The following is a 14,865-nucleotide window of genomic DNA, read 5'->3' as shown; positions in this document are numbered from 1 at the left end:
ATCGATTTTAACTTTCCGGAATTTCAATTTCCGACAGGATGAGCCTGTTCTCTTTTAACTGTACGTTACTATTCAGATCAGACCTGAAAAATTCTGTTTTCAGGAAAAGTTCTTCATAATACCCAATGCCTTTCAGCAGGTTTTCTTTAAAAGTTTTCCATTTTTTAATTTGAGAATTCGTCAATATTCCGGTAAAATCGGTTATCTCTCTTTTAAGATGGTTAATATACATTTTAAGTTCACTGACAAACATATTCGGCCGGTCTGAAACATGCAGAATATTACCGTTACCATAGATGTGACGCACCATTTCCAGAAGGGAAACTTCTTTGTTAAAATACGCCAGATTAGGTCCCGGGCAGATCACCACACCCTGTTTTTCCCCTTTGATTTCCAGATTATTTTCGATGTATGCAGCATTTACCAGCCCCACACAAAGACAGGCTTTCTCAGTAATAAAATCTTTCTTTTTCTCATACAGTTCCGGAGAGATTTCATTTTTTTCCTCTTCAAGTTCTGCAAATTGTATATCCTGGTATTTTTTGGAGGCCGTGCAGATTCCCTCTTCCGAATATTCTCTATGCAGAGCCAGCAGCTTCTTCGGACAAGAGCTTCCGAAGCGGTTCTTTCTTTGCTTTTCCCGTCGGATCAGTTCATTGGAAGTTCCCTTTACCGTATTGAATGGCACGCCCAATGGTGAAAGGTTGCTCAGGTAAAAATCATTTTCTTTCGAGACAGCCAACAGTTGCCTTGTTTCATTATCCACGGAGGTCGCTTCCGGTACCAGCAGAAACGGCGATCCCCACCCGACACTGTCGACACCGTATTGTTTCAGAAGAAAATCATGTTCCTCTGATGTCCCTACCCCACCCTGGACGGTAATATGTATCGGCAGCGGTTGTGCAACAGACTTTTTCCCTTTCTCCTCCAAAGCTTTTGTCATCAGCGAATGGGCAGATGCCGTAAGTTCTGTTTTTCTCAGCTTAAATTCTTCCATAATCGGCCCCAGCAAGAGACCTTCCGTTGCAAAAGCATGGCCACCGCAGTTCAGTCCGGATTCCACCCTGTATTCCGAAACCCAGAGTCCTTTTTTGGCCAGAAAATTTCCCTGAATAATCGCCGAACGGAAATCACTTACTTTGAGGATGATCTTTTTCTTCAGGATTCCGTTTTCATCCGGGAAAAAATCATCGAATTCTTCAAGATAGCTGTACAGCCGCGGATTCATCCCTGCCGAAAGCACAACGGACGACGACAATTTACTGTTGGCAAACCCCCGTAACGAAGCGTGAGCATCGTTATACATTACCGGAAGCGGCTTATGGTCGCGAAAATTTTCCTTATCTACCTTCGTCATAATATTAACATCAATGCTTCCCCTGATGAAGTGTTCATCAATAAAATGTTTGAAGGATGAAGAAATACCGCTCTTGGAGTTGAGGATTTGCTGCAGCCCCTCCTTCAGGGCAGAAGTATTGGGAAGCATGTCCATAAAGCTTCTTAAAGCCGCACTGTTTCTGGAAATTTCTTCTTTGAACGCTTCAAATTTTTCCTGTACGATGTCTTCCATCATATTAAGGTATTCAGTGATGCGTCTCGCTCGGTAATCCTCCGTTTTCGTTGAAATACGCGGATAATTCAGGCTGAATTTTTTACTGTAAAAATTCTTCATTTTTTCTACAATCTCGTCATCGATTATAGAAACTACGGATGAAATACCGTATTGTGCCACACGGATAGGGCTGTCTATCGTGTAAGCCAATCCCATTACGGGAATATGGAAATTGTGCAAAGGTTTATTGTTCATTGTAACATGAATTAAATTATGACCTCTAAATTCCCATCAACTGATTCACTGCTGCAAAAATACCGGTTTAAAACCAATTATGCAGCAAATAACAAATATTTCTTTTAAAGCAGGGGCAAAATCATTATGCCAGAATCGAATTTTGGATTTCTTCCGCTTTTATAAGTATGAAAAAAAAACTGACAACTCTTAAAATTCCCATGTAGTAAAGTGTTTTCGAAAGCAGATCGCTGTAAAATAATCATTATGCAAATCCTTATTAATTTTCTGTAAAATTTATTAAAAAATATAATTTACATTTTATTATCATTACATTTACGTTTTATTCAACCGATCAGTGCAAAAAGACACCTTTATGACAAGTAAAATTACCGGTACAGGCAACTATATTCCCTCCGAAACCATAACCAATCTGTTTTTCGATAAGCATATTTTTATGAGTGAAGACGGCTCGCTCCTTAAGGAAGATAATGCTTCTATTACCAGCAAACTGCAAAAGATCACGGGTATTGAAGAAAGAAGATATGCAGCCGGTAATCAGGTAACCTCCGATCTGGGATTAATTGCCGCACAGGCTGCCATAGAGGATTCCGGAATAGACCCTGAGACCCTGGACTATATTATTTTTGCGCATAATTTCGGAGATGTACGGTCTGGAACCGTGCAGTCGGATACGGTTCCCAGCCTTGCCGCCAGGGTAAAGCACCTGTTGAAAATTAAAAATAATTTCTGTGTGGCCTACGATGTCCTGTTCGGCTGTCCGGGATGGATCGAGGGTGTTATTCAGGCGCATGCCTTCATCAGATCAGGAATAGCCAGAAAGTGTCTGGTAATCGGCGCGGAAACCCTTTCCCGTGTGGTTGATATCCACGACAGGGATAGCATGATCTACGCCGACGGGGCCGGAGCGGTCGTTCTGGAAAGCAGTGAGGACGGAGCGGGAATCTTATCGCATTTATCCGCTTCCCATACCTTCAAAGAAAAAGATTATCTGTATTTCGGAAAATCGTATAACAATGAAAGCTGCCCGGATACCCGGTACATTAAAATGGACGGCAGGAAGATTTATGAATTTGCCCTGGTACATGTGCCTGAAGCGATGAAGCAATGCCTGGACAAAAGCGGATATTCAATCGATAAGCTCAACAAAATCATCATTCATCAGGCTAATGAAAAGATGGATGAAGCTATCGTACAGCGTTTTTATCAATTGTATGGGATTTCAGCACCTGCTGACATCATGCCAATGGTCATCAATAAGCTCGGGAACAGCAGTGTAGCGACCATCCCTTCCCTGCTTACCATGATTCTGAAAAATGAGCTTGAAAGCCACTCCATTAAAAAAAATGATATTGTTCTTTTTGCATCGGTCGGCGCAGGAATGAATATCAATGCCGTAGTCTATAAATTTTAAAAATAAAACCCGGAATAATCAGTCCTGATTCCGGGTTTATGCTTTATTTCCTGATATGAAATCATTATGATTTTTGATTTTAAACTTTGAGATCTTAAGCATAAGTAGGTTGTAAACTTAAAATTTATATCTTTTAATTGAATTCAATAGAATTTAAGTCTATAGTTAAAATCAGATAAAAATTTCTTTAGCTAACCTGACTTTTACCTGAATATTTTGTCTTCAAAAACATATAGGTAAGCCCTAATCCAAGACCGGTAAGCAAAGCGATTTTCGTTTTTCTGGAAGGAACCGGAAGAATGGTTTCCCCATATATGCGATGTGGAGAAGCCGACGGCTGCAAGACGTTTCCGGAATCTGAAGGGGCATTTTTTAATTTCATCATCAGCCTCATTCCGGCAGAAGCGGTATTGATCACCGGCTTAGGAAAGAATTTATACATTCCGGTAAGTAATCTCGACATCACATCCGGGAACATCTCTTTCCGTGGATTCTTAGCCAGTTCTACCATTTTTGCTGCAGTATCTCTCGGATCAGCTGCAAACGGAGGGATTTTAAAATCAAGTCCCGAATATTTTGCCGAATGCATATTCCCGGTAGACCGCTGGATCTGAGGATACATATTGCAGATATATACTTCCGGAAAATCTGAAATTTCACCGTGAAGGCATTCCATCATCCCGCGGATCCCGAATTTCGTCGCTGAATATACCGCACTGTAAGGGGCCGGCATAAACCCGCCGATGGAAATGTTGTTGATTAAAATTCCGTCATTCTGCTTTTTAAAAACCGGCAGCACGCTGTAGGCACCGTGCATATAACCGAAAAGATTGGTTTTAATCACCTGTTCGTTCAGATCCATAGGGATGTCTTCAAATTTCCCGCTGGCCATAACACCGGCGTTGTTAATCCAGATATCGATTCGTCCGTTGAACTGAAGGGCTTTGTTGGCAAGGTTCTGAACTTCGCTGGCAATTGAAACATCCGTAGGAACAGCCATAGCGGAAACACCAAGATCATGGCACAACGCTACGGTTTCATCCAGGGCTTCTTTTCCCCTTGCTGCCACTACAATATTACAGCCTTCAAGAGCAAAAGCTTCGGCAGCAGCTCTTCCTACTCCACTGCTTCCACCGGTAATGACAACGGTTTTTCCTCTTAGGCTATGCTCTGATTGATATTCTGATTTCATTTTATGATTGGTTTTTTGATTAATTACCTAATAGCCACCTATTTTTATGCCAACAAAGGGCTTTCACGATTATATTTTCTCCTACGGATTTCCAGTAATGTGGCTTCGACTTTGTTCAGCCACCGGAAGGAATACCTGCCAGAAGATTTATTAACCACTGATTCACTCAGATTTTCATAGATGATGATGTAAAAGGCTGAATGATGGTGATGGATGCCGGAAGTCAGTGAGCCTGTATTTATTAACTACGGATTCACTCAGATTTTCTCAGATGATGGCGAATGGTTCTGCTCAGCCATCGGAATTGTTGTTATTTAGTGATAAAAATCAAAGATTTTTTAAAACTTTTTTGTGCCTACATCAGTATTTGAATGTTAAACTTTATGATGCATCAGCCATATCTTTTGGCCCTTTTGTGGTTTAATAATCAAAATGGCTTTGGCATAAGGCACCTTAGTCACCTCAAAAGAATCAGGTTGAACGAAAAAAATCTTCGGTTTTTTAATCTGATGTGCTCTAAAATATGCGCAATAAATTCCTCTTTAATCTGAAGTGACTCATGTGTTTAATTATTCACTTATAAAACTCACTTATAAAAAAAGCTGTTTCATTTAAGAAACAGCTTTATATACTTGATTGTAAATTAAGTTCTAGTGTCCGGATTTGGCATCCGCATCCTGTTTTACATGTCCAAGATATTTTGTGCAGTAGGCACCAAAAATCAGAATCACCACATAACAGAAAACCGGAATGATAAAAGAATGCTGTACCCCGAAGTGATCAGCCAGGAAACCCTGGAAGATCGGAACGATTGCACCGCCCAGTATAGCCATGACCACAAGGGATGAACCCTGGCTGGTATATTTACCCAACCCTGAAATGGCCAAAGTATAAATATTGGAGAACATAATGGAGTTGAAAATCCCGATTCCCAAGATGCTGTACATCGCCAACGCTCCCTGATTCAGCATGGCCGAGATCAACAATAATACGTTGACCGCGGCAAAAATAGAAAGGGTTCTTGCCGGAGCCGATTTCCCGATGAAAAATGCGATAAAATTTAAAACGATAAACACAAGGAAAAAGCTGATCTGGGAAAAGGTAAGATCCACAATACTGAAAATCACCAGGAAAACCGCTGCTGCGGCACCCAGCATATACAAAGCTTTTTTAGCCTGGCTAATGGAATGATTCAAAGAAATTGCTCCCAGGAAACGCCCGATCATCGCCCCGCCCCAATACAGGGAAAGATAATTTTTGCTTACCACTTCAGAAAAATTCATGACCTGAGGCTGCTCCAGGAAACTGATGATAAAGCTTCCTACTGCCACTTCCCCGCCTACATAGCAAAACATGGCCAGCACCCCGAATTTAAGGTGATTATGCTGCAAAGCGCCGAAACCCTTTACCACTTCTTCCCCCGCTACTTTAAAATCCGGCAGTTTTACCCTTGATATGATTAAAGCGACCAACAACAGAATTCCGGCAAAGATCAGATAAGGAATTTTAGTAGCTGCGGCTGAGAAAGAACCATCCGGCGCAGAAAACAGCTCAAAAATCAGATGTCCGCCCAGCACCGGTGCAATGGTAGTCCCGAAAGCATTGAAAGCCTGCGTCATATTCAGTCTGCTCGATGCGGAATCTTCCGGACCCAGCAGCGAAACGTAAGCATTAGCCGTAATCTGCAATACCGTAAATCCAAGCCCTAAAATAAATAAGGCTCCCAAAAATAAAGGATACGAAGTCAGGCTGGCTGCAGGATAAAACAGCACGCAGCCTAAAGCCGCCAGAAAAATCCCGAAAAGAATTCCTTTTTTATACCCAACCTTATCGATCGGGTCTCCGCTGGTGGTGGAAATTAAAAAATAGATCAGGGAACCGATAAAATATGCCCCGAAGAAACAGAACTGCACCAGCATCGACTCAAAGAATGTCAGGCTGAACAGCTGTTTGAGGTAAGGAATGAGGATGTCATTCATACACGTGATGAATCCCCACATAAAAAATAAAAGCGTAATGGTAATCAGCGGAACGGTATAGCTCCGGCCTTTGGTCTTCACTTCATTGATCATAACAGTTATTTTTTTAAAGGCGTTAAAGATAGTCTGTTTTACCGATAAAAACTCAATTTGAGATATTAAATTTCGTCAGGCTTATCATATTTTTTAAGTAAATAAAACTTTCAAAACTGATTGTCTCAAAACAAGCATCTCTACAAACTAAAATGTCTTCATTAAAAACAAGCCCCGCAGGTTTCACAGATTAGCAGACTTTATGATCAATCTGCAAAATATCTATCCTGCAGAGCATGAATTTAAGGTTTCAGATCTTCAAATTTCTCATCTGCCGGAAGTATAGGCCGTACTTTTTCTGCGGTTAGCTCTTTAGGTACGGAAAATCCTGCAGTCTGTCTGATGTCCAGCGAAGAAGCACCGACCAGGATTTTATAATTTCCCGCTTCCGCTACCCACGCCGACTTTGCCGTTTCAAATGAAGCCAGATCTTTCGGGGATAAGGTCATGGTAATGGTTTCAGTCTCTCCCGGCTTCAGTTCTTTGGTTTTAGCATACGCTTTCAGTTCGGAGACGGGTTTATCCAACGTTTTTCCCGGTGCGGAAAGATACAATTCCACGACTTCTTTGCCGGAAACGTTTCCTGTGTTTTTAACATCTACCTTCACTTCCAATGCATTGCTAAAGGTATTCGAATTTGTTTTGATATTTGAATAGGTAAAATCCGTATACGACTTGCCATAACCGAATTCAAAAGAAGGCTTTACCTTAAAAGTACTGAAATAACGATATCCTACATACACGCCTTCTTGATAGGTAACGTCTTTCGGGTTGTCTGCCGGAACTCCCGGAAAGTTCTTGGCCGAAGCATGATCCGAATAATTCACAGGGAATGTCATTGTCAGTTTTCCAGAAGGATTTATCTTTCCCGAGATCACATCCGCCACGGAATGGCCGCCCTCCTGCCCCGGCTGCCAGGCCAGCAGAATAGCATCTGCTTGGTCTTTCCAGGAAGCCGTTTCAATAACACCGCCGATGTTGAGGATAACCACCACCTTTTTTCCTTTAGCATGGAAGGCCTTGGAAATTTTATCCAGCATCTCGATTTCTTCGGTGGCTAAATTAAAATCGTTTTCCACCACACGGTCACCGCCTTCTCCTGAGTTCCTTCCTAATGTCACAAAGGCAATGGCTGAAGTTTCGGCTTTTTCAGCAATAAAAGCATCATCCATCTTCATTTCGGGAAGCCTTTCCGGCAGTGCCAGAATCCCTCTTTTCTTCCGTTTCTCCTTTTCGACAGCCGCTTCTTTTTCCGCGTAAGGCTTATAGAGATCAACCATTTCTTTATCGAGCTGATAGCCTGCGGAGGTAAGGCCTTCCAGCAGGGAAACGGTATGCTTGTTGTTGACACTGCCGCTTCCTGTTCCGCCCGTAATCCAGGCATAAGACGTCACTCCGAATAAAGAAACTTTCTTTTGTTTTTCGGCAAAAGGCAAAGCATTTTTTTCATTTTTAAGCAAAATCATTCCTTCGGCGGCGACATTTCGCGTAATTTCCGCATTCCGACTCAGAAGCGGATTGTTGCTGTATTGATACTGGGCAAATGTGGGGGTTTTAAAAATATATTCAAGGATTCTTTTCACATTGAGATCAGCCGTTTCCCGCGATACCTTTCCTGAATTAAGCGCTTCCAGCAAAACCTTTTTCTGGGCCGGAATTCCGGGCATCAGAAGATCGTTGCCGGCATTCATCTGTTTTACAACATCGGAAATTCCTCCTGTCCTGATGGATTCAAATCCCGGGAAACCACCGAACCAGTCTGTCATCACGATTCCTTTAAAGCCCCATTCATTTCTTAATACCTCGGTCAGCAAATCTTTGGAATCGGAAGTATAAACACCATTTACCTTGTTGTAAGAAGACATCACTGTCCACGGCTGGGATTCCTTTACGGCAATTTCGAAATTTCTGAGATACAGCTCCCGCATCGCCCTTTCAGAGACGTGGGCGTTGATGGTAAGACGGTTGGTTTCCTCGTTATTGGCCGCAAAATGCTTGATGGATGTTCCGACTCCCTGAGACTGGATTCCGTTCACTATGGCAGCGGCTGTTTTTCCAGAGATCAGCGGATCTTCGGAATAATACTCGAAATTCCTTCCGTTGAGCGGGTTTCTCTGGATGTTTAAGGCAGGGGCAAGAAGGACGTCGACGCCATACTCCTTTACTTCATTCCCCATCGCCTTTCCAACTTCTTTCAGTAGTGCCGTGTTCCATGTGGAAGCCAGTGCCGTTCCTACAGGAAATGCGGTAGCGTAATAGGTTTTAGAATCATTCGTACGAGTCGGGGCAATCCTCAGTCCGGCCGGTCCGTCCGCCACGACCGTAGCAGGAATTCCGAATCTTTCCAGAGAAGCGGTTCCGCCGGCTGCTCCGGGAACCAGACCTTGTTTGGAATCCCCTACCGGACCGGTAAGCACTTCAATTCCCGGCATCCCGGTTCCGATCAGAAGCTCCGCTTTTTCAGCATTGGTCATCTGCCGGATGATCGCATCGATTCGTTTATCCACTGCAAGCCGGGTATCTTCCCAGACATCCAGCTTACCGTTTTTATTAAGATCTTTAAATATTTTTCCGTCAACGGTAACCGTAGGATTATTCTGTGCCTTTACAAAAGGTGATGCTGCCACCAAAGCAAGGAACAACCCCGAATATTTCGCTTTCCGGGAAAACTGCAATAAGGTTGATCTATTCTTCTTCATGTCGTTCTGCTATAAAAATTTATGGAATCTCAGCCAGTCCAGATATACATCAGACCATTGGTCTACAGGAAGATTCTGTTTACCCATTCCGAAACCGTGGCCTCCTTTTTCATAAAGATGAAGCTCTGCGGGCTGTCCGGCTTCCTGCCACTTGCTGTAGAGCAAAACCGATTTCGGCGCCAGCTTCAGCTGGTCATCGCTTGCTGCACAGATAAACATCGGAAGCGGGGATTTTGGAATGGCCGTATCCAGGATTTCACGACTTGGACCTCCGTAAATGGATGCTGCAAAATTGGGGATCGTGGAAGCATCCTTGCTGTGAAAAATACTTTCCAGAATAACACTGGCTCCGGCCGAAAAACCGATCACGCCCAGTTTCTCAGGATTGATCTTAAGCTCTCCGGCGTGATTTCTAATATAGGAAATCGCCATTCTGATATCATTTCCTGCCATTTCTTTGATGGGCGCTGTCCGGGTATCAAAATCAACCCTGTTCTTTATGTTGTCCATCATCTCTTTTGCCGGGTCGTTGGATTTGGTTTCCAACAGCCTGTATTTCAAAACCACAGCCGTAATTCCGTTTGCAGCCAGCTTTTTGGCCATCTCGATTCCTTCGCGGTTGATGGATAAACTCTGGAATCCGCCGCCGGGAGCAATCACGATCACGGTTCCGTTGGCTTTGGATTTATCAGCCTCAAAAAGAAGCATGGACGGTTGCGTAACATTATAAACAACTTCGGTTTTAAAAAGCTGACTGAACTGCTGCGCTTCTTTCTGCGTCCAGTTTTCTGTTCCGGGTGCCTTTCCCTGGTACAACGGAATGGTCTTCTGGGCATGCACGGCCAGACCGGCAAAAAATAATCCTGCTATGATGAATTTTTTCATTTTTAAATATTTTGTTTTACGTTCTGATTTTTTTTAATATTAAATTATTTAACTCTAATTATAACCAACCGATTGGTTCATTGTTAAAAGTCACAAAAGATGTCGGGATTAATGCTCACGATAAAATTGACTTTTGTGACTTTCATAATTAAATTTAAACAAGTTTAGTCAAGCTCCTCTTAAATGCATAATCTACAGAAGACTACTTTTTGTACTTTTCCGTCCTGCCATCTTTAATGACACCGGACCAGTTCATTCCGTATCCGAAATCATACGAATGGCCTTCGGAGTCTTTATGCACTTCCATGTCGTAAGGTACATCTTCTTTCTGTTTTTCCACGGTAGGCATATTGGCCGGCATCTGAAGCGGAAGCAGTCCTGAAGGTTCATACTTCCCTGTAACGATGTCTACTACGGCCTGATTAGAAACATTGAAGTTCATGAGAATCGCATCGGCATGTTTTTCAAATTCATTGAAAATCATCGGTTTTGAAGCGGTAACAGAAACAACCACAGGTTTTCCGTTCATGGCTTTATAAGTATTTTCAATCGTCAGAAGGTCCGTAAAGTTGGCAGCTGTAGACGTTTTATTTTTAAATGAACGGTCATGCACATTTGGTGCTACCACCGGGTCTCCTGCTGCAATACTTTTTTCCCTGGCTTCGGTGGCCGTGTAGGTTTTATACTGAAGGGAAATCGGAAGATAGCCGTTTCCGCCTTCTGCTGCATCAATATCGCTGTAACCGCCCTCTTCGCTGTGCGGACTTTTCACAAAAACCAATGCAAAATCTGCTTTGGAAGGATCTTCCGTTACGTTATAATGTTTCCTGATTTTTTCGATGTCAACGGGATATTCCAGTGACGGAGCCGTGTAAACACCCCACCAGTTGAATGTTGCCGGAGAATATCTTTTGGGGATGTAAACCGTTTTCCGCTCTTTTACAGGAAGTATTCCTCCTTTATTCTTAAGCATTACAATCGATTTTACCTGGGCTTCGTAACCGGCTTTCATGAACTCCGGATTGCCTACGGTCTTTATCGTTTCTTCCACATTTACATACGGATTTTCAAATAGTCCTGTTCTGAAAAAATTTCTCAGCAAACGGACCGCCGACTGCTCAAAACGTTTTCTCATATACGGTTCTCCGTGCTCTTTTACTCCCATTTTGTAAGCTTCCAGCACAGGGCCTTTATCATTGTTCCCTCCAAATTGGTCCACCCCGGCTTCCAGCACTTTGTAGTGGCGTTCCGCAATGGATAACTTTTCAGCTCCCCAGGGTTTTCCGGCAAAGCCTCCCGGTGTTTTCGGTTCATCTGTCGTAATCAGCCAGTCGGTACAGACTACGCCGTCGTATTTATATTTTCCACGGAGCAGATCGGTGATCAGGTATTTGCTGTAACCGTTTCCTACGTTTTCACCGTTTTTCGTATCCTGGTTAAAACTGATCGTATAATAAGGCATCACAGCCGCTGCTTCTTTGGTTCCTCCGCCTAATCTGAAAGCGCCTTCCGTGAAAGGTTTTACATGATTCTGAAAATTATTCCCCGGATATACGGCAAATTTACCCATCGCCCAGTGGCCGTCGCGCCCCCCTTCTTCCGGGCCTCCGCCAGGCCAGTGTTTGACCATCGCATTTACACTTTTATTTCCCCAGCCGTTTTTGTTTCCGGATGTCGTCTGGAAACCATCGATATAGCCTCTAGCCATATCTGCCGTAAGATCAGGGCTTTCGCTGAAAACATAGGCAATTCTGTACCAACGGGGTTCGGTACCCAGATCGATCTGCGGCGATAAAGCGGTTGAAATTCCCAATGCCCTGTATTCCTGAGCGGCAATATGCCCGAACTTTTTCACCAGTTCCGGATCAAAAGTGGCACCCATCGCAAGCCCGTCCGGCCAAAGAGAGATCTGCCCTCCTGCCCCTTCGTTGAACTCTGCGGTCACTGTTGCGGAATGTCTGGGATCCGTACTGTTATTCGCAGGAATTCCCAATCCGAGACCTTCGATATAAGCCTGGATATTGTTGCTCCATCTGGCGGCAACCTCGGGAGATTCTACCGTAGTTACCAAAACGTGGCGAAGATGGTCTTCCTTTAAAAACTTCTTCTGCTGATCCGTTAAATCATACGCTTTGGCACCGCTTTCCTTATACAGCATTCCGTTGTATTTTCCTGCCCTGATACCCTCTGCAGCGGCAGGAATAGACTGGTGTCCGCTGTACAGCATGAGCCCGGCAATTTGTTCTACCGACATTTTTGATGCCAGGTCTTTTGCCCGTTCATCCACCGGAAGCCTCCAGTCTTCATATTTATCCAGTTTGCCGTTTCGGTTTAAATCCTTGAATTTATTTCTGCCAATATTCAGGATTTTCACCCCTGAATCTGCTGAGTATCCTAAGACCGGACCTTTAGAATTGGTTACGGTCTGAATGTTCTGTGAGAATGCTGTTACCCCTAAAAATAAGGCGGCCATATTTAAAACTGATTTTTTCATTTTAAATTTTTAGAAATTAAAGCTTATGGAAAACTGACCTGTTAGTGGCATAATGTACGTTCCCGTCAACAGTTTGCCGTAGTAGGGGCTTGCATCGGTAATGAGTTCTGCACCGTTAATGGTTCCACTGGCTCCCCTTTGATTAAGGAAGTTGATGACCGTTGCGCCAATGTTGATATTTTTATTAACCGCATAACTCACGCCACCGAAAGTTTCCCATCTCGGAGCGAAATAAAGTGCATTCGTAAGGTTTGCATATTGCTTGGAGAAGTATCTGAAACTTGCCCAGAATCTCCATTTATTAACGGTATAGCTTGGATCGATTTCCATCAGCACTTTAGCAACTCCTAGCACATTATTATCACTGTAATCGTAATCTTTTCCGAAAGCATTGAAATTAAATTTCTTATAAACCGGATTTTGGAAGGTCACCAGATAATGTAAATTGAATCCTTTGAAAGGTTTTACTACGAAATCGGTTGTCCAGCCTAATGTCTGAATATCATAATAAACGGTTGCAACTTGTGCTTGGGAGCTATTGGCAGGATTTACAAGGTTGTATCTGTTCAGGTTATTATTTTTTTTCAGATACGTCGCCTGTGAAATCAGTTGGATCCAGTTGGTGTTCCAGAAAACGCCGAACGCGCCGAGCGGACTTTTGATTTTATTGGTATTCGGTTCAAAAGCCTGGGAATAACTTTCAAGCCTTCTGTTTTCTTCGGTGTACAGGAAGTTCGCTAAAACCCCGAAATTCTTCGTAATGTTGTACGTTGCATTCAGACTTCCGGCAATCTGGAAGAAGCTTTTATTGATCTGATCAAACTGATTGGCATCGGTAAAGCTGAAACCGATGGTTCTCGGCGTCAGGGAATATTCGCCGTCAAGGATGTGGTTTCTTAAATGCAGGCCGTAGCTCAAATTGAAATTGTCCGTTACTTTCCATTCATCGGTACCGTAAACCGAAAGCTTGTTTTCTGTTCCGCTATGATATTCTCCGCCTGCATTGTAATTGTAGAAACCGTCTGCATCCGTGTTCGGCCCAATTAATCGCTGCGGCTGCGGCTCCACACTCTGGAAGAAGAAAGCACGGTTGGATGTGAATTGGTTTACGTGGTAAAACTGTTCCAACACACCGAATGTTACGTTATGGTTTCCCAGCTGCTTGTTTAGAGAAAAACGTCCTGCCACACTGGTAATCGGGGTTTCCGGTGTATACATCCCAAGAATTGTACCCACCGGTCCGGAGTAAGCCTGACCGTTGGAAGCCAAAGCATATCCTGCCGCAGCATCTGCATTAAAGATGCTTAAAGGAATCATATTGGACATTTTTGCCCTGGCAAAATGAGCTCTTGTTGAAAACTTAAAATTCCAGCCGTTGTTGAGAAGATAATTACCGAAAACATCAATGTTGTGCGAGGTGGTCCTGTTATCATTTCCGTTCATCGATCTCCACGAATATTCACCTGTCATAATATCTTTGACTCTCATTTGTCCGTCTCTCACCACGTAAGAATCCCGTCCGATTTTAAAATTGCCAAGCTCTGTAACTTTCCCTTCAGGCCCATACTGGAAAACGGCATAATTGGTGATGCTGTACGAATCCGCGTATTTGTATAAAATCGAAATTTTACCTTTGTCATTATTAAAATATTTGGTCACGCCTGCACGGAATATCTTGGTTTCATCGGCATTTCTTGCAAAGCCTAATTTATAGGTACTCGGATCAAAATTGGCAAAAGCACCTACCGTGTAGGTCCACCCGTTTTTTGAAACCGGTCCCGAAGCATTGACATCGCCCTGCAGCCAGCCGAAAGTACTCGTCGTCAGTTTACCTTTCAGCTTAAAATCTTTGGTACCCGTTTGCGAATAGGAATTCACGGCAAAACCGAGGTCGCCCATGGTGTTGGCCAGCTGGTCCATTTTCAATAATCCCGTTTTCTCCAGTCCGACACTTTGTCTCCACGTTTTATTCGGAAGCTCGGGCCAGAAGAAATAAACGGCCGGAAGATCGTTTTCCAGAATGGTAATTCCGCCTACGGTTGAAGGTAAACCGATGTTCACATCCCGCGGGCTGGTATTGTTAGCCGCGTTCAGCATGACGTTTCTGTTGTTATCTTCTTTTGAAGACGTGGTTACGGTTTTAACACCCTCTTCCTGCTTAGTTACGGCATTAACTGCATTTTTAACAGCCAGTGTATCGGTCTTTTCCTGCCCGAAAGCCAGAGCAAAGGAAAACATCATTCCCAGTGCTGAAATTCTTAAAGTTGATTTTCTCATCGTACAGTTCGTATAATTTCTTCTT

At 43.3% G+C, this 14,865-nt stretch carries 8 protein-coding genes; 1 reads left to right on the top strand and 7 read right to left on the bottom strand.

Annotated features, from left to right (window positions below; genetic code table 11):
* Positions 1-7 precede the first annotated feature (7 nt).
* Positions 8-1,807 carry a hypothetical protein gene (locus ACED20_RS02075; protein ID WP_294311692.1) on the bottom strand — a complete coding sequence of 600 codons (1,800 nt, stop codon included), beginning with the start codon at positions 1,805-1,807 and terminating at the stop codon, positions 8-10.
* Between the two features lie 355 nt (positions 1,808-2,162).
* On the opposite strand from ACED20_RS02075, the gene ACED20_RS02070 reads away from it, so the two are divergent.
* The gene (locus ACED20_RS02070) at positions 2,163-3,221 is read left to right on the top strand and encodes a 3-oxoacyl-ACP synthase III family protein (protein WP_378103341.1); all 1,059 of its coding nucleotides are present in this window, start codon (positions 2,163-2,165) and stop codon (positions 3,219-3,221) included.
* A 187-nt stretch (positions 3,222-3,408) separates the two neighbouring features.
* Here the strand turns inward: ACED20_RS02070 and ACED20_RS02065 are convergent, their stop codons facing one another.
* The 6 genes from ACED20_RS02065 to ACED20_RS02040 all read right to left on the bottom strand — a co-directional run bounded on the left by ACED20_RS02065 (position 3,409) and on the right by ACED20_RS02040 (position 14,840).
* Positions 3,409-4,413 carry an SDR family oxidoreductase gene (locus ACED20_RS02065; RefSeq protein WP_294222470.1) on the bottom strand — a complete coding sequence of 335 codons (1,005 nt, stop codon included), beginning with the start codon at positions 4,411-4,413 and terminating at the stop codon, positions 3,409-3,411.
* Between the two features lie 650 nt (positions 4,414-5,063).
* Positions 5,064-6,485 carry a sugar MFS transporter gene (locus tag ACED20_RS02060; protein ID WP_378103340.1) on the bottom strand — a complete coding sequence of 474 codons (1,422 nt, stop codon included), beginning with the start codon at positions 6,483-6,485 and terminating at the stop codon, positions 5,064-5,066.
* Between the two features lie 242 nt (positions 6,486-6,727).
* Positions 6,728-9,184, bottom strand: a complete 2,457-nt coding sequence (locus ACED20_RS02055) for a glycoside hydrolase family 3 N-terminal domain-containing protein (RefSeq protein ID WP_378103339.1) — start codon at positions 9,182-9,184, stop codon at positions 6,728-6,730.
* 9 nt (positions 9,185-9,193) lie between these two features.
* Positions 9,194-10,069: an alpha/beta hydrolase gene (locus tag ACED20_RS02050; RefSeq protein WP_294225648.1), complete on the bottom strand. Its 876-nt coding sequence runs from the start codon at positions 10,067-10,069 to the stop codon at positions 9,194-9,196.
* A gap of 202 nt (positions 10,070-10,271) precedes the next feature.
* The gene (locus ACED20_RS02045; protein ID WP_378103338.1) at positions 10,272-12,563 is read right to left on the bottom strand and encodes a glycoside hydrolase family 3 protein; all 2,292 of its coding nucleotides are present in this window, start codon (positions 12,561-12,563) and stop codon (positions 10,272-10,274) included.
* A 9-nt stretch (positions 12,564-12,572) separates the two neighbouring features.
* Positions 12,573-14,840, bottom strand: coding sequence for a TonB-dependent receptor (locus ACED20_RS02040; protein WP_294225654.1), 2,268 nt, complete (start codon positions 14,838-14,840; stop codon positions 12,573-12,575).
* Between the last annotated feature and the right edge of the window lie 25 nt (positions 14,841-14,865).

The sequence above is a fragment of the Chryseobacterium sp. sg2396 genome (assembly GCF_042610505.1).
Classification (GTDB): Bacteria; Bacteroidota; Bacteroidia; order Flavobacteriales; family Weeksellaceae; genus Chryseobacterium.
Note: the sequence above shows the minus strand (reverse complement) of the source record. Positions and strands in the feature narration are given on the sequence as shown.

Excerpts from the sequence above, each read along its gene's own strand:
- ACED20_RS02075 (WP_294311692.1), bottom strand. The coding sequence starts at position 1,807 with ATGAACAATAAACCTTTGCACAATTTCCATATTCCCGTAATGGGATTG.
- ACED20_RS02050 (WP_294225648.1), bottom strand. The coding sequence starts at position 10,069 with ATGAAAAAATTCATCATAGCAGGATTATTTTTTGCCGGTCTGGCCGTG.
- ACED20_RS02040 (WP_294225654.1), bottom strand. The coding sequence starts at position 14,840 with ATGAGAAAATCAACTTTAAGAATTTCAGCACTGGGAATGATGTTTTCC.
- ACED20_RS02060 (WP_378103340.1), bottom strand. The coding sequence starts at position 6,485 with ATGATCAATGAAGTGAAGACCAAAGGCCGGAGCTATACCGTTCCGCTG.
- ACED20_RS02065 (WP_294222470.1), bottom strand. The coding sequence starts at position 4,413 with ATGAAATCAGAATATCAATCAGAGCATAGCCTAAGAGGAAAAACCGTT.
- ACED20_RS02045 (WP_378103338.1), bottom strand. The coding sequence starts at position 12,563 with ATGAAAAAATCAGTTTTAAATATGGCCGCCTTATTTTTAGGGGTAACA.
- ACED20_RS02070 (WP_378103341.1), top strand. The coding sequence starts at position 2,163 with ATGACAAGTAAAATTACCGGTACAGGCAACTATATTCCCTCCGAAACC.
- ACED20_RS02055 (WP_378103339.1), bottom strand. The coding sequence starts at position 9,184 with ATGAAGAAGAATAGATCAACCTTATTGCAGTTTTCCCGGAAAGCGAAA.